This window comes from Parvibaculum indicum, assembly GCF_011762095.1.
Lineage (GTDB): Bacteria > Pseudomonadota > Alphaproteobacteria > Parvibaculales > Parvibaculaceae > Parvibaculum > Parvibaculum indicum.
On the sequence record NZ_JAASQO010000002.1, the window covers coordinates 255,965 to 278,738 of the forward strand.

Below are 22,774 nucleotides of genomic sequence, written 5' to 3' on the forward strand. Positions count from 1 at the left end.
GTCAGGCATCCCGCTCGTCCGGCTCCCGCTCATGCACCGGGCCCAGCCAGTGCTTCGCCTCGCTTTCGAAGATCAGCTTCGACAGATCCTCCATCCGCTGAGGATAGAGAATACCGTCCAGATGATCGCATTCATGCTGCACGACACGGGCATGGAACCCGCGCGCCTCGCGCTCGATCGTCTCGCCCTTGGGGGTCACCCCGCGATAGGCGATATGGGCGGCGCGCGGCACCAGGCCGCGAAGGCCGGGAACCGACAGGCATCCCTCCCAGCCTTCCTCGGTGCCGGGGCTCATGATCTCTATTTCCGGGTTCACCAGCACGGTCAGCGGCGCTGTGTGGTCGAATTCTTCCGCCTCGTCCACCCCTTCCGGCGCGCGCTCCGGCGGCGCCTGAAAGACGACGATCCGCCAGGGCTCATGCACCTGCGGGGCGGCAAGACCGGCGCCATTGGCGTCGATCATGGTCTCGATCATGTCGCGTACCAGGGCCCGCACCTCGTCCGAGGTCGGATCGGGAACCTTTTCGGCGGTCCGGGCAAGCACCGGATGGCCCATGCGGGCGATCTTGCGAATGGCCATAGGGCGAATATGTAAGCTGCGTCCGGTTCCGGCAAGTCGGGCATTTCGACGCTTTTCGGCGATGCCTTGCGGGCCAGTGTGGACAAAGTCCGATTCTTTTGATACTTAAGCCTCCTGTCGCGGGCGCCGAATACGGGTCCGCGACTAACTTATTGAACCATAAGCAGGATTTTCTCGTGCAGGTACTCGTCCGCGACAACAATGTCGATCAGGCCATGAAGGCCCTGAAGAAGAAGCTTCAGCGCGAGGGTGTTTTCCGCGAAATGAAGCTGCGGAACTTCTACGAGAAGCCCTCCGAGAAGCGCGCCCGTGAAAAGGCGGAAGCCATTCGCCGCGCCCGCAAGCTCGCTCGCAAGCGCGCCCAGCGCGAAGCCGGCATCGGCCGCAAGTAATTCGACCGCAAGGTCAGTCGAAAACGCCCCCGGATTTCCGGGGGCGTTTTTGTTTATCCGTCGCCCGTCATGCGCTTCAGATAGCGGTGGAAATGCCAGAGGCCGCGCTCCAGATGGCTGAGCGGTCCGGGCGCCGCCGCCGGGCTCGAAAGCCCCGCCTGCACCCCGTCGCAAACGGCAATGTCTTCCAGATGAATATGGCGCAACACCTCCGCGGTGCCTGTGACGAGGTCCGCGTCCGACGCCTTCGGCTCCTTCATCAGAATATGGATGGTGAGGTCGAAAGAGGCCTCGTCGCGGATATCGAGCCGATACCAGACGGCCGAAACCGTTTCGCCGCGCAGCACGACCAGCAGGAAGGCGGGAAAGCCCACATAAACGGAAAAGGGGTCCGCCCCTTCGACCGGCGGGTTTTCGAGCGCCGTGAAAGACGTGCCGTCGGGCAGCTCCGGCACATAGGTACCGAAGGCCGGATTGCTGTGCTGCAGGCTTTCCGCATGCGGGCCGATATGGTGGTAGGACTCGATGAAGTTTTCCACCAGCACCTTCCAGTTCCAGGGCGAGGGAAATGTCAGCGAGCTGACGATGCGCATATCGCCAAGCCCGTCCCGCGCCACCAGCGCATCCAGCCCCGCCATATGTTCCGCCAGCGGCGCTGCGCCCTCGTCCAGATTGACGAAGACGAAGCCCTGCCAGACATCGACCGGAAAGGACGGCAGGCCGCATTTGCCCCTGTCGAAGGCGTCCGACTGCTCCATGGCGGGCGCGGAGAGAAGCCGCCCGTCGAGCCCGTAGCGCCAGAGATGACAGGGGCAGGTAAAGGCCTTCGCGTTCCCCTCGCCCTGCGCCACCGGCATGGCGCGATGGCGGCAGACGCGCGACAGCGCATGGAGAGCGTCCTCTTCGTCGCGCGACACGACAAGCGGCACGCCTGCGAGATCGACCGTCAGGAAATCGCCCGCTTCGGCGAGCTGTTCGACCCGCGCCACCGGCATCCATTGCCGCCGGAAAATCCGGTCGGTCTCCGCCTCGAACACCGCCTTGTCCAGAAAGGCCGTGGGCGGCAGGGACATTGCCGTCTCCATCCTGTCCGACACGCCCGCATAGACACTCGTTCCCGACATCGCACCGATCCTAATATTAAGTCATATGACCTAAAATAGGTTGATCGACCTAATTGTCAAGACGGGCTATGCTCGCGCCATGACCGATCCAGCCTCTCCCGACGCCCTGCCTCCCCAACATCGCGGCCAGAATCGCGGCCGCGAACGCATGGAAAACTTGCTCGTCGAGGCGGAGCGGATGATGATCGAGGAAGGCTATGCGGGCCTGACCATGCGCAGGCTGGCGGAGCGCTGCGGCATCGCGCTCGGCAATCTCCAGTATTATTTCCCGTCGAAAACGGCGCTGGTGGCGGCGCTTGTAGACCATATCTGCGCGCGCCACCGTCAGGCGGTCGAGACATGGCCGGAAAAGGACGCAGACCCCGAAGCCGCATTCGAGGCCCTTATCCGCTATGTGCTGGAAGACATCAGGAAGCCGGAAGGCTCCATCCTCTATTGGGAGTTCTGGGCGCTGGCCGCGCATGACGAGCATGCGAAGACCGCCATGGCCGAACTCTACCGGACCGAACTCGACCTGCTGGCGGAAGCCGTCACCCGGCTGAACCCCGCCCTGCCCGCGCCGAAAACTCGCCACCGCGCCGAAATCATCGTCGGCATGCTGGAAGGCAGTGGACTGATGATCGGCCCCGGCCGCCCCCATGCCGAAAACCCCGAACCGCTGATGCAGGAAATCGCCGCCGCCGCGCTGGCAATCGCGAAACGGGCTGCATAAACGCCAAGCCCTGTTGCGGAAAGGCCGTCGCATTTTCGTTTGCCTCCTCCCGCTTGCCGCCCCAGACTCCTCCCGACAATAGCCGGGAGGAGGCTATGAGCGAGACGAAACCCCTCATGGTTCTGGCGGGTCGCCTTGAAGACCTCGCAACCACAGGACGGAAGATCTTCCGCCACGACGGCAAACAGATCGCGCTCTTCCGGTCGGGCGAGAAAATCTTCGCCTGCAACAATCGCTGCCCGCATGAAGGCTATCCGCTTGCGGAAGGCAGCCTGTCGGAGACCTCTTCCGGCTGCACGCTCACCTGTAACTGGCACAACTGGAAATTCGACCTCGCCACAGGCCGAACACTTCTTGGCGGCGACAATCTTCGTATCTACCCCACCGAACTGCGCGGCGAGGAAATCTGGGTCGATATATCCGATCCCCCCGCAGAGCATGGCAGGGCGCAAGCTTTGACGCGCCTCATGGCGGCGTCGCACCGTTTCGAGTACGACCGCATGGCGCGCGAACTCGCCCGCTTCATCAAGCTGGGCGGCGATCCGATGGACGCGATCCGGGCTGCGATGGAGGAAGCGGCGCCGCGCTTCGAGTTCGGCATGACGCATGCCCATCCCGCTGCGGCGGACTGGCTTCGGCTGCGCGAAACACTCTCCGGTTCCGGGCATGATGACGCCGATCTTTTCGTTCCGTTCCTCGAGATCCTGGCGCATCTGAGCTGGGACACGTTGCGGGAGAACGAATTTCCCTACCCGGACGGCAGCGTCCCCTTCGACGCTGAAGAACTTGTCGCCGCCATAGAGGATGAGGACGAAGAAGGGGCCATCGCCCTTATCCGCGATGCGCTGAGGTCGGCCGTGAGCTTCAGGACCGTTCAGCCTGCACTGGCGCGCGCCGCCCTCGCCCATTATGCCGATTTCGGCCATTCAGCGATCTATGTGCAGAAAGCGGGAACGCTGATCGAACGGTTGGGCGAAAGATCAGCTCCCGCCATCCTCTATCCCCTCATTCGTTCGCTGACTATGGCGACACGGGAAGACCTTATTCCCGAATTCCGCTTCTATGGCAATGCACTCGCGCGATGGAACGGCGCGGGCGAAGAAAGCCCCGCCCCCGGAGACCTCCGGAGAGCGTCCATACGGCGCGCGCTCGACCTGACCGTGCGGGCATCCGCCCTGCCACCTCAACGTCTTCATACGCTTCTGCTCCAAGCCGCCATGTGGCAGTTCCTGCATTTCGACAATTACTGGCAGGAGCAGACCGAGAAATCCGTCACAGACAATGTCGGCTGGCTGGACTTCACCCACATGCTCACCTTCGCCCATGCCGTGCGCGAGCTATGCGGCGCTCAGCCCGATCTCTGGCCGCAAGGGTTATTGCAAATGGCCTGCTTCATCGGCCGGAACGCAACTTACACCGATGGCACGCAAGACGTTTCCGGCTGGTCCGTCGAAAACCCGGCGGCGTTCTTCGAGAGCGAATTGACGGGCATGCTGGATCACGGACAGCGCGATCCACTCGTCGCCGCCCATCTGCTGAAAACGCTCATGGCGGCGCGAGACGAATGGCTGGCCGATCCGGAAGGCGCGCATATACCGCTCATGCTTGCCGCGGTGAACCGGTTCCTGCATTCGCCATTGAAGCGCCGTCATGCCCTGCGCTCGGCACGGCAGGCGCTCGATTTCGTGGCCAGCGAGTAACCCCTAGAGCGCCTTCCGCATCACGCGCTCGTAATCGCCATAGCCGAGCTTTTCATAGAGGCGGATCGCGTTCGAGTTGCTGCCGAGTACGCCCAGCCGAACCTCGCCCAGGCCGCGCTCCCGTGCCCGCTCCTCGATTTCCTGTATGAGCTGCCGTCCGATCCCCTGCCCGCGCGCATCCGGCGTCACGCTCACATCGAGGATCATGGCATATCGCCGGCATTCCGGGCGGATATAGGCGCCGTTCGCTTCCTCAATGATATAGCAGCCGAACCCCGCGATCCGGCCCTGTCGCTCCGCTACCAGCCATTCACCATCATGGCGCTCGACATGGCCCCGCAACCAACCGAAATGCGCCGCCGCCGCGCCCGCATCGGCCCGGTTGGTCTCGATCAGCGCTTCGGCATCGTTCAATTCGCCGAGAAGGCCGATCGCCGCCCGCTCGTCCGCCGGAAAGACAGCGTTGCGGATAAGGATGTCGCTCAAAGCCTCAGAACCTCTCTTCGCCATATTCCCGGACGGGATCGGGGAAATCGCGGTAGAGGGCGAAGCTGACATTCTCGACCAGCGAGTTCAGCCCGTAATGCTCGCCCTCCACGGGTTCGGCGCGGCTTGCCACCCAGTTGAAGGCGGTATCGAGCTGGGTCAGGTCCTGCACCTCGATCATGATGTGGAATTCGCCGAGATGGGCGGGCGCGAGGCCGAGTTTCTTGCGGGTGAGCCGCCAGCCCGCGATCACGCCTTCGCGCTCCAGCAGCTCCATATAGCTTGAAAAAGCGTCGACGAATTCATGGTCGCGGACGTCCGGCTTCAGCCCGCACCAGATATGATAGATGTCCATGCGCTCACTCCTTCAAGGGATGTCAGCTCCGCCCCAGCGTCCGCGCGCCGAATACCGACAGGGCGACGAGCACCAGTTCCACCGTGACGGGCTGCGCGATCCCCTCCGGCGCGCCGTCGACGACGATACCGAGAAAACGTCCGGCTACTGCGAGGCCATAGAGACACGCCACGCCCCACATCCAGTTGGCCCGGCCGGCGAAAAGCGCCAGCGCGCTCGCAATGGCGCTGGCCAGGAAGAAGGACCCGAGATCGGCCCTGAGCGCATTGAGGCCCAGCGGCGTCAGCGCGTCGATCCCCAGCGTGTTGCCGAGCTGAACGGGCGAGGCAAGCGCCATCAGCCCCATTCCCAACGAAAAGAGCCCCACCAGCGCAATAGCGATTCGCGCGATCCAGACCATGTGTCATTCCCCCCTTGATATTGGATATCCGCATAGAAAACGGGCGGTGCTCATGTGAACACCGCCCGCCTTTTTCGTCCAGTATTCCGTCAGGCGACGGATCAGTCGAGCTGCTTGATGATGCCTTCGACCATCTTCTTCGCATCGCCGAACAGCATCATCGTGTTGTCGCGGAAGAAGAGTTCGTTTTCCACGCCCGCATAGCCGGAGCCCATGCCGCGCTTGACGAAGAGCACCGTGCCCGCCTTTTCGACGTCCAGAACCGGCATGCCGTAGATCGGGCTCTGCGGATCGGACTTCGCCGAGGGGTTGGTCACGTCGTTCGCGCCGATGACGAAGGCAACGTCCGTCTGGCCGAACTGGCTGTTGATGTCTTCCAGCTCGAACACTTCGTCGTAAGGCACGTTCGCTTCGGCCAGCAGCACATTCATATGGCCGGGCATGCGGCCCGCCACCGGATGAATGGCATAGGACACCTTCACGCCTTCGGCCTTCAGCAGGTCGCACATTTCACGCAGCACATGCTGGGCCTGCGCCACCGCCATGCCGTAACCGGGCACGATGATGACGGAGCTGGCATTCTTCATGATGAAGGCGGCATCGTCCGCCGACCCCTGCTTCACGGGCCGCGTTTCCTGCTGGCCGCCACCGGCCGCAGCGCCTGCGTCCGCACCGAAGCCGCCCAGGATCACGCTGATGAAGGAGCGGTTCATGCCCTTGCACATGATGTAGGACAGGATCGCACCCGACGAGCCGACCAGCGCGCCCGTGATGATGAGCGCAAGATTGCCGAGCGTGAAGCCGATACCGGCCGCCGCCCAACCCGAATAGGAGTTGAGCATGGAGACCACCACCGGCATGTCCGCGCCGCCGATCGGGATGATCAGCAGGAAGCCGATCAGGAAGGCCGCCAGCGTGATGAAGAGGAAAAGCTCGACCGACTGGTTGGCCGGATCCAGCACGATCCAGATCACGCCTGCGACGATGGCCGCCGCGATCACGATATTGATGAGGTGACGCCCGGGCAGCATGATCGGCGCACCCGACATGTTACCGTTGAGCTTGGCAAAGGCGATGAGCGAACCGGAAAAGGTGATCGCACCGATGGCCGCGCCGATCGACATTTCGATCAGGTTGGAGGCATGGATCGCCCCCAGCGTGCCGATGCCATAGGCCTCGGGCGCCAGATAGGCCGACCAGGCGATGAACACCGCCGCCAGACCGACCAGCGAATGGAACGCCGCCACGAGCTGCGGCATCGCCGTCATGGCGATACGCCGCGCGATGATGGCGCCGATGCCGCCGCCGATGGCCAGACCGACCACGATGAGCGTCCAGGTGAGCGTGTTCTGCGCCTGAAGCAGGAACAGCGTGGTGCCGATGGCGATTGCCATGCCCACCATGCCGTAAATGTTGCCCTGCCGGGACGTTTCCGGCGAGGAGAGTCCGCGCAGCGCGAGAATGAAGAGCACGCCCGATGCGAGATAGAGCAGTGCCGCGAGATTGGCTGACATGTCTATAAGGCCCCTTTACCGCTGTTTCTTTTTGTACATGGCGAGCATCCGCGCGGTGACGAGGAAGCCACCGAAGATGTTCACCGCGGCAAGGATGACGGCGACGAAGCCGAAGCCCTTGGAGACGAGGCCGGAATCGCCGGCCTGTGTCGCGTCGAGACCGACGGCGATCAACGCGCCGACGATCACCACCGAAGAGACGGCATTGGTCACGGACATGAGCGGCGTATGCAATGCCGGGGTCACGCTCCAGACCACGTAATAGCCGACGAAAATCGCAAGAACGAAAATCGCCAGACGGAAAACAAAAGGATCGATAACGGCCGCTTCCATCAGTTGCCTCCTTCGGTGAATGAGGGATGGATCACTCGGCCCTCGCGCGTCAGCGCCGTGCCGGTGACGGTCTCATCTTCCCAATCGATGGTGAGCTGGCCGCTCTCCTTGTCGAGATGGGGGGCGATGAAGTTGAAAAGGTTCTTGGCGTAAAGCGCCGAGGCATCGGTCGCGAGCTGACCGGCGAGGTTCAGCTCGCCGATAATGGTCACGCCATGCTTCCGGACGATCTGGCCGGGCTCCGTCAGTTCGCAGTTGCCGCCGCGCTCGGCGGCGAGATCCACGATGATGGAGCCGGGCTTCATCGTCTTCACCATCTCTTCGGTGAGAAGACGCGGCGCCGGACGACCCGGAATGAGCGCCGTGGTGATAACCACGTCCTGCTTCTTGATATGCGAAGCGACGAGTTCGGCCTGACGGCGCTGATAATCCTCGCTCATTTCCTTGGCATAGCCGCCGGCCGCGTCGCCGGATTCTTCCGATTCGACCATGACGAAGGACGCGCCGAGGCTTTCCACCTGCTCCTTGGTCGCCGAGCGCACATCCGTCGCGCTCACCACGGCGCCGAGACGCCGCGCGGTCGCAATCGCCTGCAGGCCCGCGACGCCGACGCCCATCACGAAGCAGCGGGCCGCGGCAATCGTGCCGGCCGCCGTCATCATCATCGGGAAGGCGCGGCTGTAATGCGCCGCCGCGTTCACGACGGCCTTGTAGCCCGCCAGGTTCGACTGCGAGGACAGGATGTCCATGGACTGGGCGCGCGTGATGCGCGGCATCAGCTCCATCGCAAAGGTCGTGATGCCCTTGTCCGCGTAGGTCTTCAGCCGGTCCTTGTTGTCATAGGGGTTGAGCGTGGCCGCCAGCACGGCGCCCTGCTTCATCAGCCCCAGCTCTTCGTCGGACGGGCCGCGAACCTTGAAGACAAGGTCCGCGTCCTTGAGCGTCTCCTCGAGGCTCGCGCCGATCTTCGCGCCGGCCTCGGTGAAAACCGTATCGGGCAGCGCCGCGGCGTCGCCCGCGCCCGTTTCGATCACCACATCGACGCCGAGGCCGACAAACTTCTTCACGGTCTCCGGCGACGCTGCGACGCGGGTCTCGCCATCGGGCCGTTCTTTCGGAATTGCTAGCTTCATGAATTTCCGCCTCTTGGGGTCATTCCGCCATCTGGGAACGCGGACCCGAACTCGAGAGTCCGCAAAGCGGGACCGGCTCCCCGGCGGGCAACCAGTCGCGAATTAGAATTATTCGTAAATATACAGATGAGCGCGAACGTCAAGTCCCCGCCCACAATCTTCGGCTGTCAGAGCGTGACGACCGCCAGCAAGATTACGAAAAGAGCCACGGCAACGGTGCCGTATTTCGAGAACGTAATGAAGCTCTCATAAGTGGCGAGATGCTCCTGCGCATCCATTTCCTCGCCCCAGCCCTCTTGAGCCTTGTTTTCCATCTGCGTAACGCCCCTCTGTATTGCTGCTCGTACCGGTTTCAGAGCGTGCGGACTATAGCAAAGGTGTTCCGCTCGGCAAGCGAATCGACCGGCTGCGCTTCACCAAACCCCTTCAACCTGTTGTGCAATTTCGTTCACGCATCCTCCGCGCGGTCAGGCCGGTACGCCCGCCGCGTCGAGCGCCTCGCGCTGGCGCGCCTCGAGCGCCGCCGCGTCGAAGCCCTCGATCGCCTCCATGAACATTTCGTGGAAGTTCAGCTCCGCGTCGAGGTGCAGGAACACCGCGCCAAGCCCGATGGCGGCGCGGTCCATGAAGACGAATTCGCGCGGCGGCGTTACCGGCCCGAGTTCCTTCAGCGCCTGATGCACGCGATGGGCTTCCTGGCGGCCGTATTCGGCCGGGCTCACCCCGTCGGCAATCGAGCGCACCCGGTCGTCCAGCAGCGGCCCGTAGATGAATTTCGCCCAGATGTTGAGCGTGTCGATCATCTCATTGTTGAGCCCGGTAAAGCCCCATCGCTCATAGGCCGCCGCCGCCCGGTCGCGATCCTCCGTCGCGATGGCGTGGTAGAGCTCGATCACGCCCGCCACGAAGACCGGTGGAAAGATCCGGATGCATCCATAGTCGAGCAGGTTGATCGCCCAACCGCCGCTTTTGTTGGCCCCGCCCTTTTCCGGCACGTCGTCATGCATGCGCACCGTGTAATTGCCCAGATGCGGATCGCCATGAATGACGCCGTAACGCGCAAAGGGATGCCACCAGGCCGCGAACATGGAGCGCGCGATCTCGTTGCGGTCTTCCAGCGGGTGATCGCGGAACGACAGGATCGGCTCGCCGTCGAGCCGCGTCATGGTCAGCAGCCGCTTCGTGCTCAACGCCGGCACGGGTTCGGGCACGATGATGCGCGGATCGTCCGCGAAGATGCGGTCGTAAAGCCGCATATGCGCGGCCTCGCGCTCATAGTCGAGTTCCTCGCGCAGTCTTTCGGACAGCTCCTGATAGATTTCGCTGGTGTCGATCGCGCTGTCCACGCGGCGGAAGATCTGCAGCAGGATACGAAGCTGCCTGAGATCGGCCTCCACCGCGGACTGCATGTCCGGATATTGAAGTTTGGACACGACCGCGCGCCCGTCCGGCGCGACGGCGCGATGCACCTGGCCGAGCGACGCCGCGAAGGCCGCGTCGCGCTCGAAGGATTTGAAATGCGATTGCCAGTCGGCCCCGAGTTCCGCGCGCATGCGCCGCTTCACGAAGGGCCAGCCCATGGGCGGGGCGGACGACTGAAGCTGCGACAATTCCTCGGCGAATTCCTTCGGCACGGCTTCGGGGATGGAGGACAGAAGCTGGGCGATCTTCATGATCGGCCCCTTCATGCCGCCCAGCGCCTCGCGCAGCTCGCGCGCGGTGCTCTCATTGAGCTTGTTGCCGAAAAGCCTGTTGCCGACGAGCCGCGCGGCAACGCCGCTCATGCCGCCGCCGACCTGCGCATAGCGCTGCAGCCGCCGCCCGAAGCGATTGCCCTCCGCATCCCGTGCCGGGCGATCTGCCTCTCCGTCGCCGGACGCGCGATCCGCCATTAAAGCGTCTCCAGCTCGTCGATGAAGCGTTCGATCACCGAAAGCCCGCGCTGCCAGAAGGCGGGGTCGCTCGCATCGAGGCCGAAAGGCGCCAGCAGTTCCTTGTGGCGCAGCGTGCCCCCCGCCGCCAGCATCTGCATGTAACGCTCCGCAAACCCTTCCGGCGCGCGCTCATAGACGGCATAGAGCGAGTTCACCAGGCAATCGCCGAACGCATAGGCATAGACGTAGAAAGGCGAATGAATGAAATGGGAGATGTAGCACCAGTAATGCTCATAGCCCTCGCCCAGATGGATGGCGGGGCCCAGGCTTTCGCCCTGCACGTCCATCCAGATACGACCGATGTCCTCGGAAGTGAGTTCGCCTGCACGCCGCGCTTCGTGGACGCGCCGCTCGAACGTATAAAAGGCGATCTGCCGGACCACGGTGTTGAGCATGTCCTCGACCTTGCCCGCCAGCATCGCCTTGCGCCGCGCCGGATCGCTCGCGCCTGCCAGCAGCTTGCGGAAGGTCAGCATCTCGCCGAAGACGCTGGCGGTTTCGGCAAGCGTCAGCGGCGTGTCGGCCATCAGCGCGCCCTGTTTCGCCGCCAGCACCTGATGCACCCCGTGGCCGAGTTCATGGGCAAGTGTCATCACATCGCGCGTCTTGCCCTGATAGTTGAGCAGCACGTAAGGGTGCGCGCTCGGCACGGTCGGATGGGCAAAGGCGCCCGACGCCTTGCCGGGCCTGAGCGGCGCGTCGATCCAGCCCTTCTCGAAAAAGGTCGAGGCGATTCGCGCCATCTCCGGCGTGAAACCGCCATAGGCCTCCAGCACGGTGTCGCGCGCGCGGTCCCATGAAACGACCTCGTCATCCGTTTCCGGCAGCGGCGCATTGCGATCCCAATATTCGAGCTTCTCGACGCCGAGCCACTTCGCCTTCATCGCATAATAGCGATGCGACAGGCGCGGATGCGCTTCGCGCACGGCAGTGGTGAGCGCGTCCACCACCTCGGGCTCAACCCGATTCGCGATATGGCGGGACTGGGCGATATCGGTGAAGCCGCGCTTGCGGTCCTCGATTTCCTTGTCCTTGGCCAGCGTATTGGTGATGAGCGTGAACAGGCTCGCATTCTCTGCGAAGACGGCCGACAGCGCATGAGCGGCCCTTTTGCGCATGGCGGGATCCCTGTCGGAGAGCCGGTGCAACGCGCCTTCGAGCGGAAGCCTCTCGCCGTCGATCTCGAAACCGATGCGCGCCATCGTCTCGTCGAAAAGGCGGCTCCATGCGCCATGCCCGGAGACGCTTTTTTCGTGCAGCAAGGTCTCGATCTCGTCGGAAAGCTGATAGGGGCGCATGGCCCTGAGATCGCGCAGCCAGGGCTCGTAATGCGCCAGCGCCGGGCTCTCCAGCGCCCGCGCCATCACGCTGTCCTCGATCCGGTTGAGTTCCAGCGTGAAGAAAAGAAGCTCGGTGGAGATCGCGGTCACGCGCTCCTGCGTGTCGCCATAGAATTTCGCCCTGACCGGATCGACATTGTTGCCCGCATAGAGGAGCCCCGCATAGGAGATGAGGCGCCCGAGCAGATCCTCGATCGTCTCATAGGTCTCGATCATCGAGGCCAGCACATCCCCGCCATCCGGGGCGGACGCGATCTCCTCCACCCGACCGCGGAAACTGGCGGCGAAGGTTTTCGCCGCCTCTTCCGCCCGCCTGAAATCGCGCGACACCTCCGGGGCGTCGGGCGCGGCATAAAGATCGGCAAGGTTCCAGACCGGCAATTTACCGAGCGACAGGTCGTCATTGGCCGGATTGGGCAGACCGGCGGCTTCATGGGGGGAGGGATTACTCATGATCGGGCGGCTCCGGGTAGCGGGACAGGACAGGCACCAGCGGCGGGCGAGGCCTCAAGGGCACTCAATCCTATATTGAGCGCCCGGCACAAGCCTTCAACGAAAGCGCGGTAATTTAATGACGGCGCCCCGCCGGGCCCTGGCGCCAAGGAGCGAACCCCGCACAAAAAAAGGCCCCGGCATCGCTGCCGGGGCCCGATCTTTGGAACAACCCGCGGAATTATTCGCAGGTCGTCACAACCGCGCGGCGGTTGAGCGGCTCACGCACACCGTCACCGGTCTGCACGGCGAGGTCCGTTTCGCCCTTCGAGGCCTTCTCGCACAGGTCCTTGCCCTGAGCGGTCAGCGCGCCGGCAACCGAGTCGGCACGACGCTGGCCGAGAGCCTGGTTGTAGGCGTTGGAACCGGACGTATCGGTGTGACCCACCACAGCCAGCGGCGTGGAAGTCTCGGACACGATCTGGTCGATCACGGCCTGGGCTTCCGGCGTCAGGTTGTACTTGTCGAAACCGAAATAGATGGTCCAGGGGCCGGCGGCCTTCTTCTGGCACTCGGTCAGAGCTTCCCAGAAAGCGGCCTTCTCGGCTTCCACGCGACCCGGCTGCACCGGACCGCCTTCACCGCCGAGCCAGGAACCGTTTTCGCCGAGCTTGTTGTCGCTCGCCTGTTCCACCCAGCCATCATAATAACGCTGCGCCTTGGCGCAGGCGCAGGCGCGTTCGCTCGTGCGCCCACCGTCGTCGAGAGCTGCGAGCAGCTTCTGACGCGCATCCTGAAGTTCCGGCAGATCGCCCGGCAGGACGCCCATGGTGGCCGGATCGTACGGCATCACCGTCTCGCCGGCCGCGGCGGCGCGGCCCTTCTTCACGATCTGGGCAGTGTCCACCCAGTTGCAATCCACATAAGCCTCGGACGTGGCGCGATCCTGATATTCGCGCGCGAGGCACGCGTTGAACGTATCTCCCTGAATGTCCTCATGCAGGTAGGATTCGGCCGTCCAGGTGCCGCAGCCTGCCAACACAAGGAGGGAGGCCAACGCTGTCAGCCGGGAAAAGATTTTCATCCCCATCTCCGTCACTATTTCGCACATGCCCCCGCATAGGCCGTCCTAGGACCGGCCCATTCTGGAAAGCGCTCGGACAATTCGTTGCAGGAATCCCCAGACCCTTCAACAGCTATCGCGTTTGATATGACATTTCTGCGTCAGTCGTGCCGTGGCGGCCACAGTAAGGGGTTAACCAATGCTCAAATCCCATAACCTCAGCCTAAATTAGCGCCATTTTAGGTCAGTATTGCTGTCCTGCCGCCGGAATCGCCCCTTTTTGACACTTACTGTCCCGGGGTTAAGCGGCCTTTTACCAATGCAACCCAGTATGGAGGCAGAGCCAAGGCCCTTTCCCGAACCGAATAGCGGGACTGCCCATAATCGAGGACGAGAATGACACAATCGATTCTGATCGTGGATGACGATCCCGCTCAGCGCCGCATTCTGGAAGAAGTGGTGAAGCGCGACGGCTATCGCGCGGTTCCCGTCGAGAGCGGCGAGGCTGCCCTCGACTATCTTCAGGGACCGTCGGGCTCGGAAATATCGCTCATGGTGCTCGACCTGGTCATGCCGGGCGTGGGCGGCCTCGAGGTGCTGGAGCGCGTTACCCCCCAGAAGCCCAACCTGCCGGTCATCGTGCTGACCGCGCATGGCGGCATCGAGACGGTGGTGAACGTCATGCGCGCCGGCGCGACGGATTTCGTGGTGAAACCCGTCAGCCCCGAACGCCTGCATGTGTCGATCCGCAACGCGCTCAAGGTCAACGCGCTGACGGGCGAAATCTCCCGCCTGCAGAAGAAGCAGCAGGGCAAACTCACATTCGACGATCTCATCGCCTCCAGCCAGGCGATGGAAAACGTCATCCGCCTGGGCAAGCGCGCCGCGCAGTCCAATATTCCGATCCTCATCGAGGGCGAATCCGGCGTCGGCAAGGAGCTGATCGCCTCAGCCATTCAGGGCGAGAGCGAGCGCGCCGGCAAACCTTTCGTCACCGTGAACTGCGGCGCCATTCCCGAAAACCTCGTCGAAAGCATTCTGTTCGGCCATGAGAAAGGCGCCTTCACCGGCGCCGCCGACAAACATGCCGGCAAATTCCAGGAAGCCAATGGCGGCACGCTGTTCCTCGACGAAATCGGCGAGCTACCGCTCGACATGCAGGTAAAACTGCTGCGCGCCCTGCAACAGGGCGAAGTCGATCCCGTCGGCTCCAAGAAGCCGGTCAAGGTCGATATCCGTCTCATCTCCGCGACGAACCGCGACCTGCTGGAAATGGTCAAGGAAGGCCGCTTCCGCGAGGATCTCTATTACCGGCTGAACGTCTTCCCGATCCATGTGCCGCCGCTGCGCGAGCGCAAGGAGGACATTGCCGAACTCGTCGCGCATTTCGTCCGGCGCCTCGCCGCGGAAGAAAACAAACAGGTGATCGGCATCTCCGATCAGGCGCTGGCCATGCTGCGTGCCTATGACTGGCCGGGCAATGTGCGCCAGATCGAAAACACGGTCTTCCGCGCCATCGTGCTGGCGGACGGCGAAAGCCTGAACGTGGACGACTTCCCGCAGATCGCCAACATAGTCGGCGGCTATGCCGAGGCGTCCGCCCCGCAGACGCCCGCCAGACAACCCGACTACGCCAGCGAAGCGCCCATGGCCGCGCCTGTCGCCGCCGAACAGCCGGCCTATCGCCCGCAGCCCGCGCCGCAGACGCATACGCTGGCCGATTTCGCCCGTTCCAACTTCGCCGACGGCATTTCCGTCACCGACGATGCGGGCAATGTGCGCAAGCTCGAGGATATCGAGGCGGAAATGATCCGCCTCGCCATCGAGAAATACCGCGGCCACATGACCGAAGTCGCCCGCCGTCTGGGCATCGGCCGCTCCACGCTCTACCGCAAGGTCCGCGATCTCGGGCTCGAGGTTCGCGAACGCTGATACGGAAAGAGGGGAAGCGTCCCTGCTTCCCCTCCCATCCGCATGCCGCCAGGGGTGGGCGTTCGGGTGTCACGCCGGACGGCAGCCCGCGGATCCCGTCGACGCCGTCCCGGCGTTCAGCAATTCTTTCCCTGATAAATGCCCATCAGCACCTGACGGCGAACGCCCGCGTCGCGCGCGCGCTGCTCGGCCTCGGCTTTCTGCTGCGCGGTGAGCTGCCCGGCCGCGTTCGTGGCCTGCATGGCGCCCACGCCCCCGAAATACCCGACGAAGGACGTCGCCACATTCGACACGGTCGACGTCATGCCGGCGCTCGACGCATCCGAGCTCGCCGCCTGTTCGATGGCCTGCGTCTCCTCGATTTCGGCCTTGAGCTGCTCGCAGCTCTTCTTGCCGTCATCGACCTGGGACGCCGCCATGGTGGCGCCCGCGGGCGCATTGCCGCCCCCCATATAGGCCGAGCTGGCCGCATTGGCCGCGCCCATATAGGAAGCCGCCGTGCTCGCCCCGCCGAGACCCGTTGTCTGGCAGCCCGCCAGCATTGCCGCCAGCCCCGCCGCAAATCCTGCAATCGCGATCTTTTTCATGACCAATCGTCTCCATTGCCCGGACGGCACCCCATGTCCGTCCGCCGGCATGGAACAATTGGTAGGTGACTGAGACACACGGTTTAATAGTGCAAATGGGCCATAAATCGGTGCGGTTTCCCGGCCGGATCGCGACGCGCCGCCGGGCCGACTAACCGGCTCCCCGTCCGACAAGCGCCTCCAGAACCTCCCGGTGGAACCGCGACACCACGGCATGGCCCTCGCCCGCGATCGTCCGGAACTCGGCAAGGTCGAGCTTCATCTCGTCGATCCGCCGCCGGAGCTCCTCCAGCGTCACGATCCGGTCTTCCTCGCCATGCCAGATGTGAAGCGGCGCGGTAAGCCCGGTGAGATCGAGTTTCACGCCCTCCAGAAAGAGCGCCGACTCCCGCAAAAGGCCGCCATAAGTCAGCGCCACCGCCTCCATCGCCGCATCTATCATGTCTTCCACCAGGTCCGGCTCGGCCTCCAGATAGGCGATGTCGCGTGGCGACTGTTCGAAAAAGCTGAAGACGAGCGGCCGCATGAACCGCCGGGACATCTTGGCCCGCAGAATGAAAAGCGTGGAATCCAGCACCCAGGGATAGCGCCGCAGATTGCTGAAGAAATAGCCGAGCATGCCGCGCCGTCCGGGCTCGCCCTCGGGCGCCCCGAAACGCGGCGCCACCATCATGTATTTCTCGATGCGCGGCCCCATGCGCGCGGCGACCGCGAGCCCGAACGGCGCCGAGGACGACCGCGTCAGCAGGGGAAACGCTTCAAGCCCCATCCTGTCCGCCCATGCCTCGAAATCGCGCGCCGCGCTTTCGAAGGTCATATCGGGATCGGCGGTCGAATAGCCGGTGCCCGGCCGCTCCACCACGATCAGCCTGACACCGAGTTCCGCCGCCGATTGCGCCTCCCTGTGCCAGACCAGGCTGCTTCTGAGCGAACTCTGCATCAGCACCACCGGCGTTCCGTTGAGACGGCCATAGACGCGGTAGGCAATTCGCCGCCCGTCATCCAGCTCGACGAAGCGGTGCGGCACATCGTGAATGGCCGTTCCGCCGCCGGCGGCAGTCGTCTCTTCCTCCGCGCCGAAACGGATATAGGCGGAAAGCTGGCTAAGCTGCGTGAGGTGCCGGATGAGATCGCTCTGCCGGTTGATGCCGAGCTTCTCGAAGATGCTTTTGAGCTGGTTGCGCGCGGTATTGACGGTAACGCCGAGCGCTTCCGCCGCCTCCTTCATCGACAGCCCTTCCTGAAGATGCGCGGCCAGCCTTGCCTCGGCATGGCTGAGCCCCAGCGCCCGCCGGAAGACATGATTGCGCCGGGCGGGCGGGTCGGGTTCGGGCGCAATCAGGGCGATCGCCCCCTCGCGCTCTTCCATCGGCAGGGAAATCGTATCGCGCAGGCCGCGCGGGAGATGGGCTTCCGGCACCGCATAGCCGACGACCGCCTCGTCTCCCGCCTCGTCATAGAGCCGGAACAGCAGCGGCAATCCATCCGCCGCGGATTTGAGCTGCCCGATCACCTCGTCCAGCCGCGCCTCGTTTTCCGGCAATGCAAAGGAAAGCCGCCCGCCAAGCGGCACCCCCTGCGCCGCATAGGGCGCCAGCAACGCCTCGGCGCCGCGCGACCGGGCAAGCACCCGCCTGTTTCGCCCGAAAACGAGATAGGCATAGGACCGGGAAGCATCCTCTTCCGACTGCGCGCTATGAAGCCGCCCTGCGATCTCCTGCGCACGTTCCAGATGCGACCGGATATTCTCCACCGACGCAGCGACATCCGGCTGTTCCTCGCCCAGCTCGATCTGCGTGAGGAAGCGCGTCATCTCCTCCCAGTGATAGGGGTCGGAGGCATAGGTATAGACGGCATCGACCGCCGCGGAGAACGTCATGTCCTCCGCCTGCATATCCTCGCCGTTCCTATTTTTCAACGGATCGTCCCCGCTGTCGCGGTTCCCGACACCCTTGCCGACCACAATCACCCCCGAACGCCCGGCACTTGCCCCTGACGGAAACGCCAGTCACCGCCAGATTGCCAAGTTTAGAGGATGGAGGAAAGAGCCATGAAAACCGGTGGCCATAGCGGCTGCCGCCACCCCTATCCGTAATAATCCGCAAACGGATGGTCAGTCGCAGCCAAAAACAGCCGAAAACCGGCTCAGACCATGCCGAGCGCGTGCATGTAAAGTTCCAGCACCGCTTCCTGCTCCTGGCGCTCGGCCTTGTCCTGCTTGCGCAGGCGCACGACCTGGCGCAGCGTCTTGGTGTCGAAGCCGTTGGCCTTGGCCTCGGCATAGACTTCCTTGATGTCGTTGGCAATGGCGGCCTTTTCTTCTTCCAGCCGCTCGATGCGCTCCACGACGGAGCGAAGCTGGTCCTGCGCCACGCCGCCCGTATTCACGCCCGTATTCACATCGGTCTCCACAGGTGTGTTTCCGTCCGCCATGTGCGCCGTCCCGCCTTCTTGCGATTTCGATGATCAAGGGGCGCGACGATATAGGACGGCGCTGCCATACGGCAAGAAATGCATTTCAAAAAACTGTGGATATCGGATGCGCCGCGATATGCGCGCTCCGCGATCCACGCCCGGTCAGCCATGGGCCTTGCTCGCCGCCTCGAAAGCCGCCTGCTGTTCCGGCGTCGCTTCCTTCTGATATTTCGCCTTCCAGTCGGCGAAAGGTTCTCCATAAACAATCTCGCGGGCCTCGTCCTTGGAAAGCTCGATGCCCTTTTCCGCCGCCGCGTCCTGGTACCAGTTCGCCAGACAGTTGCGGCAGAACCCCGCCTGGATCATCAGGTCGATATTCTGCACGTCATGGCGCTCGCGCAGATGCCGAAGCAGCCTGCGAAAGGCCGCGGCTTCGAGTTCCGTTTCCGTCTGCTTGTCCATTTCGCTTCTCCTTCGCGTGTTCTTCATGCGCGCCGACAATGCCGCGCGATCGCCTCCAGCGTGCGCGCACGGCCTGTCTCGCCTTTGATATTGCCCGCCACGAAATCCTCGAAAGGCAGCTCCGGCGCGGCCATATCGTGGAGACGCTTCTGCATGTCGGGCTGGGTCAATGCCCGGAACCCATGGCCGGACTGGGGCACGGCGGCAAGCGCCACCGGGCTTTCTTCCACCCGCATCGCCCCATGACACGAGATATAGGCATCCACTTCAAGACCGGAAGAGGCATGCAGGTCCTGAAGATAGAGGAGCGACGAGTCGATACGATGCAGATTGTACTCGACGCCGAGGTCTTCCGTCGCATTCATGATCTCGAGCTGCCGCCGCGTGAGCAGCGTCACATGCACCTCCGCCGATGCCCCGTCGATGGGTTCGAGCGTCGCCGGAATGGAGGCATAGCCGGAAAGCGCCGCCGCATAGACCACCGCCCAGTCGTCGATCCGCGCCTTGAGTACGGGCACGATCTCCGGCAGGCCGTCCCCGCCGGGGAATTTCTGCAACAACCGCTCCGGCGCGGAGTTGGAGCCATGCGCCAGCACGATCACGCGCTCTTCCAGCCATTCCTCCCGCCCGGCCCGCTCATCGGGATAAAGCGCGGTCAGGAGATCGCCCAGCACGCCGTCTCCCGCCGCCGAGCGAATCCGCGTATCGCCCAGATTGCCGAGATCGAGCGTGTCGAGCGGCAACACCCGCCCATCGGCCCAGACAAAGGAGCCTTGCGGCTTCTCGAAGGGATAGGCGAGCGCGAAACGCACCGCTTTCTGGCGGTCGGATGTAACCGGGGACAATCGGAAATCCTCTCTCGAAACGATCTCTGGCGTGACAAACCGGGGCGCGGCGCATAATACCGGATCGGCCCGTAAACGCATCGGCAGCGAATACAGGAGACTTGATGCGCGCGCAAAACGAGGAATGGCGCAAGCAGCTGACCGCCCTTTACGAGGCGGGTCTGCGCGAGGCGCTGCCTGCGCAGTGCCTGCCGCCCTGCCTGCCCGCCCCGCCCGAACGACCGGGACGCCTCGTCATTTTCGCCATCGGCAAGGCCGCCGCATCCATGGCTGCCGCTGCGGAAGACTGGTACGAGGAATACTGGCCGGGCACCGATATTCACGGGCTCGCACTCACCCGCTATGGCCACACCCGCCCCACGCACCATGTGGAGGCGATCGAAGCCGCCCACCCCGTTCCCGACGAAGCGGGGCTGGAGGGCAGCGCCCGATTGCTGGCGCTCGCGGAAAGCCTCACGCCGCGGGACCAGGCGCTGGTGCTGCTTTCCGGCGGCGGCTCGGCACTGGCGACCCTGCCCGCGGACGGGCTGACGCTCGCCGACAAACAGGCCGTCACCCGCGCCCTCTTCGCAGCGGGCCTGCCCATTACCGCCATGAATGGCCTGCGCAAGCATCTCTCGCGCATCAAGGGCGGGCGGCTGGCCGCCGCCATCCATCCCGCGCCCTGCGTCACGCTCGCCATTTCCGATGTGGCGGGCGACGACCCCAGCACCATCGCCTCCGGTCCCACCGTTACCGACCCGACAACGCTCGACGACGCCCGCGCCATCCTCGCCCGCCTCGAAAAGCACATGGACGGCGAGACGATGGCCCGCCTGTCTCGCGCGCTGGAGCAGGCCGGCGAAACGCCCACGCCCGGCGACCCCGCCTTCGCGGAAGACAGCTACCGCATCGTCGCCAGCGGCAACGCCGCCCTGAAGGCGGCGGCGAAGCTCGCCCGCGAACGGGGCTACGAACCCCTGCTGCTGGGCGACGCCGTGGAAGGCGAGGCGCGCGAGGTGGCCGCCAGGCACGCCGCCCTCGCCCTGAAACTCCGGCACGAGAGCGTGCGCACGGCCATCCTGTCGGGCGGGGAAGTCTCGGTCACCTTCGACACGCGCCCCGAACCGGAAGCCCGGGGCGGCCCCGGCCAGGAATATGCCCTGGCGCTTGCCATCGCCCTCAAGGGCGAACCGGGCATCGCCGCGCTCGCCGCCGACACCGACGGGATCGACGGCGGCTCGGGCGATGAAAACGACCCGGCAGGCGCCTTTGTGCTGCCGGATACGCTCTCGCGCGCCGCCCAAACCGGCCTCGACGCGGAAAATCGCCTCGCCCGGCATGACTCCGGCACATTCTTCGCCAGAATAGGCGACCTCCTGAAAACCGGCCCTTCGTTCACGAATGTGAATGACTTTCGGGTCATCCTTGTCGAACCGGACGAATCCCTCCCGTCTCGGGAATGAAAGACCCTTGGAGCCCCCAGTGACACGCAGGCGCAACGTCAAAATCATCGCAACGCTCGGCCCTTCTTCCGACAGCCCGGACATGATCAAGGCGCTCTGGGAAGCCGGCGCGGATGTCTTCCGGCTGAATATGAGCCATCTCGATCATCCCGGCCTCAAGCGCCTGCATGGCGCCATCCGGCAGGTCGAAGCGGAAGTGGGCCGCCCCATCGGCATTCTCGCCGATTTGCAGGGCCCGAAACTGCGCATCGGCGAAATGCATGACGGCGCGGCCATGCTGGAAACCGGCGCCGCCTTCCGCCTCGACATGAAAGAGGAACCCGGCACGCAAGAGCGCGCGCCCATGCCCCATCCCGAAATATTCGATGCGCTGATGGAAGGCGACGCGCTGCTGCTCGATGACGGCAAGATCCGGCTGCGCGTCACGAAGAAGAGCAAGGAGTTCGTCGATACGGAAGTGCTGGTCGGCGGCCGCCTCACCAACCGCAAGGGCGTGAGCTGCCCCGACACCGTCCTGCCGCTGAAGGCCCTCACCGAAAAGGACCGCCGCGATTTCGACGCCGCGCTGGATCTCGGCGTGGACTGGATCGCGCTTTCCTTCATCCAGCGCCCGGACGACATTGCCGAAGCGCGCAAGATCGCTCAGGGACGCGCGGCCATTCTCGGCAAGATCGAGAAGCCGCAGGCGCTGAACCATCTGGAAGAAATCCTCGAAATCTCCGACGCCATCATGGTGGCGCGCGGCGACCTCGGCGTGGAACTGCCGCTGGAGCAGGTGCCCGGCTGGCAGAAACGCCTGACCCGCGCCGCCCGCCGCGCCGGCAAGCCCGTGGTGGTGGCAACCCAGATGCTGGAATCGATGATTTCCTCGCCCACCCCCACACGCGCCGAAGTGTCGGACGTGGCGACCGCGGTCTTCGAGGGCGCGGATGCGATCATGCTCTCGGCGGAATCGGCGGCGGGCCAGTTTCCCGTCGAGGCCGTTCACATGATGAGCCGCGTGTCGGAATCCGTCGAAGCCGATCCGACCTATCCCGGCATCATCTACGCCCAGCGCACCGAACCCGAGGCGACCGGCGCGGACGCCATCAGCGCCGCCGCGCACTCCGTGGCCGACACGCTCAACGCCGCCGCCATTGCCTGCTGGACCAATTCAGGCTCCACGGGCCTGCGCGCGGCGCGCGAACGGCCCCTGATCCCGATTCTCGTCCTGACCCCCATCCAGGCCACCGCGCGCCGCCTCACCCTTGTCTGGGGCCTTCACTGCGTGCTGACCGAGGATGCAAAAGATCTCGACGACATGGTGGAGCGCGCCTGCGGTATCGCGCATGAGGAAAGCCTCGCCCAGCCCGGCGAGCGCATCGTCATCACGGCCGGCGTCCCGCTCGGCACGCCGGGCGCGACGAACATGCTGCGGATCGCCTTCGTCGATCGCTAGAGCATTTCACGTTCGATCGATCGTCATTGCGAGGAGGCACCGCCGACGAAGCAATCCAGCACTGAACTTGCCGCTTCTGGATTGCTTCGCTATCGCTCGCAATGACCCTGATTGTTTCCGCCTGAAACTGAAATTCTTCCGGACCGGGGCGT

The 22,774-nt window shown here is 64.1% G+C and carries 22 protein-coding genes and 1 pseudogene; 6 read left to right on the forward strand and 17 right to left on the reverse strand.

The window, feature by feature from the left end; all coding sequences use genetic code 11:
• Position 1: 1 nt before the first annotated feature.
• Positions 2-580 (reverse strand): peptide deformylase, encoded by a 579-nt coding sequence (def, locus tag FHS78_RS03905; RefSeq protein WP_167090531.1) that lies wholly within the window; start codon positions 578-580, stop codon positions 2-4.
• 176 nt (positions 581-756) lie between these two features.
• On the opposite strand from def, the gene rpsU reads away from it, so the two are divergent.
• Entirely contained in the window at positions 757-972 is a 216-nt protein-coding gene (rpsU, locus tag FHS78_RS03910) for a 30S ribosomal protein S21 (RefSeq protein WP_167090533.1), read from the forward strand.
• A 53-nt stretch (positions 973-1,025) separates the two neighbouring features.
• Here the strand turns inward: rpsU and FHS78_RS03915 are convergent, their stop codons facing one another.
• Complete coding sequence (locus FHS78_RS03915) at positions 1,026-2,096, reverse strand: aromatic ring-hydroxylating oxygenase subunit alpha (protein ID WP_167090535.1); 1,071 nt, start codon at positions 2,094-2,096, stop codon at positions 1,026-1,028.
• A 79-nt stretch (positions 2,097-2,175) separates the two neighbouring features.
• Here FHS78_RS03915 and FHS78_RS03920 point away from each other — a divergent pair, with 79 nt between their 5' ends.
• Together FHS78_RS03920 and FHS78_RS03925 are read left to right on the forward strand one after the other, a co-directional pair.
• Positions 2,176-2,808 carry a TetR/AcrR family transcriptional regulator gene (locus FHS78_RS03920; RefSeq protein ID WP_167090537.1) on the forward strand — a complete coding sequence of 211 codons (633 nt, stop codon included), beginning with the start codon at positions 2,176-2,178 and terminating at the stop codon, positions 2,806-2,808.
• Between the two features lie 95 nt (positions 2,809-2,903).
• Positions 2,904-4,508, forward strand: a complete 1,605-nt coding sequence (locus FHS78_RS03925; protein ID WP_167090539.1) for a Rieske (2Fe-2S) protein — start codon at positions 2,904-2,906, stop codon at positions 4,506-4,508.
• A gap of 3 nt (positions 4,509-4,511) precedes the next feature.
• Here the strand turns inward: FHS78_RS03925 and FHS78_RS03930 are convergent, their stop codons facing one another.
• The 10 genes and pseudogenes from FHS78_RS03930 to FHS78_RS03975 form a co-directional block, all read right to left on the reverse strand.
• On the reverse strand, positions 4,512-4,994 hold the full coding sequence (locus FHS78_RS03930) for a GNAT family N-acetyltransferase (RefSeq protein ID WP_167090541.1): 483 nt from the start codon (positions 4,992-4,994) through the stop codon (positions 4,512-4,514).
• A gap of 4 nt (positions 4,995-4,998) precedes the next feature.
• On the reverse strand, positions 4,999-5,349 hold the full coding sequence (locus tag FHS78_RS03935) for a DUF6614 family protein (RefSeq protein WP_167090543.1): 351 nt from the start codon (positions 5,347-5,349) through the stop codon (positions 4,999-5,001).
• A 22-nt stretch (positions 5,350-5,371) separates the two neighbouring features.
• Positions 5,372-5,749 (reverse strand): DUF4345 family protein, encoded by a 378-nt coding sequence (locus FHS78_RS03940; RefSeq protein ID WP_167090545.1) that lies wholly within the window; start codon positions 5,747-5,749, stop codon positions 5,372-5,374.
• Between the two features lie 101 nt (positions 5,750-5,850).
• A complete protein-coding gene (locus FHS78_RS03945) occupies positions 5,851-7,263 on the reverse strand; it encodes an NAD(P)(+) transhydrogenase (Re/Si-specific) subunit beta (protein WP_167090547.1) in 1,413 nt (470 codons plus the stop codon).
• A 15-nt stretch (positions 7,264-7,278) separates the two neighbouring features.
• Positions 7,279-7,581: pseudogene (locus tag FHS78_RS03950) on the reverse strand (NAD(P) transhydrogenase subunit alpha part 2); the annotation flags it as partial.
• Positions 7,582-7,595: 14 nt separating this feature from the next.
• Positions 7,596-8,729: a Re/Si-specific NAD(P)(+) transhydrogenase subunit alpha gene (locus tag FHS78_RS03955; RefSeq protein ID WP_167090551.1), complete on the reverse strand. Its 1,134-nt coding sequence runs from the start codon at positions 8,727-8,729 to the stop codon at positions 7,596-7,598.
• A 167-nt stretch (positions 8,730-8,896) separates the two neighbouring features.
• Entirely contained in the window at positions 8,897-9,043 is a 147-nt protein-coding gene (locus FHS78_RS03960) for an aa3-type cytochrome c oxidase subunit IV (RefSeq protein ID WP_167090553.1), read from the reverse strand.
• A 153-nt stretch (positions 9,044-9,196) separates the two neighbouring features.
• Positions 9,197-10,621, reverse strand: coding sequence for an ABC1 kinase family protein (locus FHS78_RS03965; protein WP_167090555.1), 1,425 nt, complete (start codon positions 10,619-10,621; stop codon positions 9,197-9,199).
• Positions 10,621-12,456 (reverse strand): M3 family oligoendopeptidase, encoded by a 1,836-nt coding sequence (locus tag FHS78_RS03970; protein WP_167090557.1) that lies wholly within the window; start codon positions 12,454-12,456, stop codon positions 10,621-10,623. The genes FHS78_RS03965 and FHS78_RS03970 overlap by 1 nt, the downstream gene beginning before the upstream one ends.
• Positions 12,457-12,676: 220 nt before the next feature.
• A complete protein-coding gene (locus FHS78_RS03975) occupies positions 12,677-13,519 on the reverse strand; it encodes an OmpA family protein (protein WP_205305179.1) in 843 nt (280 codons plus the stop codon).
• A gap of 375 nt (positions 13,520-13,894) precedes the next feature.
• Here FHS78_RS03975 and FHS78_RS03980 point away from each other — a divergent pair, with 375 nt between their 5' ends.
• Positions 13,895-15,430: a sigma-54-dependent transcriptional regulator gene (locus tag FHS78_RS03980; protein WP_167090559.1), complete on the forward strand. Its 1,536-nt coding sequence runs from the start codon at positions 13,895-13,897 to the stop codon at positions 15,428-15,430.
• 116 nt (positions 15,431-15,546) lie between these two features.
• Here the strand turns inward: FHS78_RS03980 and FHS78_RS03985 are convergent, their stop codons facing one another.
• The 5 genes from FHS78_RS03985 to FHS78_RS04005 form a co-directional block, all read right to left on the reverse strand.
• Entirely contained in the window at positions 15,547-16,017 is a 471-nt protein-coding gene (locus FHS78_RS03985) for a hypothetical protein (protein ID WP_167090561.1), read from the reverse strand.
• A 151-nt stretch (positions 16,018-16,168) separates the two neighbouring features.
• Positions 16,169-17,935: a bifunctional helix-turn-helix transcriptional regulator/alpha/beta hydrolase gene (locus FHS78_RS03990; RefSeq protein WP_167090563.1), complete on the reverse strand. Its 1,767-nt coding sequence runs from the start codon at positions 17,933-17,935 to the stop codon at positions 16,169-16,171.
• Between the two features lie 227 nt (positions 17,936-18,162).
• Entirely contained in the window at positions 18,163-18,450 is a 288-nt protein-coding gene (locus FHS78_RS03995; RefSeq protein ID WP_167090564.1) for a DUF2312 domain-containing protein, read from the reverse strand.
• Between the two features lie 144 nt (positions 18,451-18,594).
• Complete coding sequence (locus FHS78_RS04000) at positions 18,595-18,894, reverse strand: DUF1244 domain-containing protein (RefSeq protein ID WP_167090566.1); 300 nt, start codon at positions 18,892-18,894, stop codon at positions 18,595-18,597.
• 23 nt (positions 18,895-18,917) lie between these two features.
• On the reverse strand, positions 18,918-19,739 hold the full coding sequence (locus FHS78_RS04005; RefSeq protein WP_167090568.1) for a hypothetical protein: 822 nt from the start codon (positions 19,737-19,739) through the stop codon (positions 18,918-18,920).
• Positions 19,740-19,843: 104 nt separating this feature from the next.
• Between FHS78_RS04005 and FHS78_RS04010 the strand changes: the two genes are divergently transcribed.
• Both FHS78_RS04010 and pyk read left to right on the forward strand, forming a co-directional pair.
• On the forward strand, positions 19,844-21,184 hold the full coding sequence (locus tag FHS78_RS04010; protein ID WP_167090570.1) for a glycerate kinase type-2 family protein: 1,341 nt from the start codon (positions 19,844-19,846) through the stop codon (positions 21,182-21,184).
• A 19-nt stretch (positions 21,185-21,203) separates the two neighbouring features.
• Complete coding sequence (gene pyk / locus FHS78_RS04015; protein WP_167090572.1) at positions 21,204-22,622, forward strand: pyruvate kinase; 1,419 nt, start codon at positions 21,204-21,206, stop codon at positions 22,620-22,622.
• The last annotated feature ends 152 nt before the right edge of the window (positions 22,623-22,774 follow it).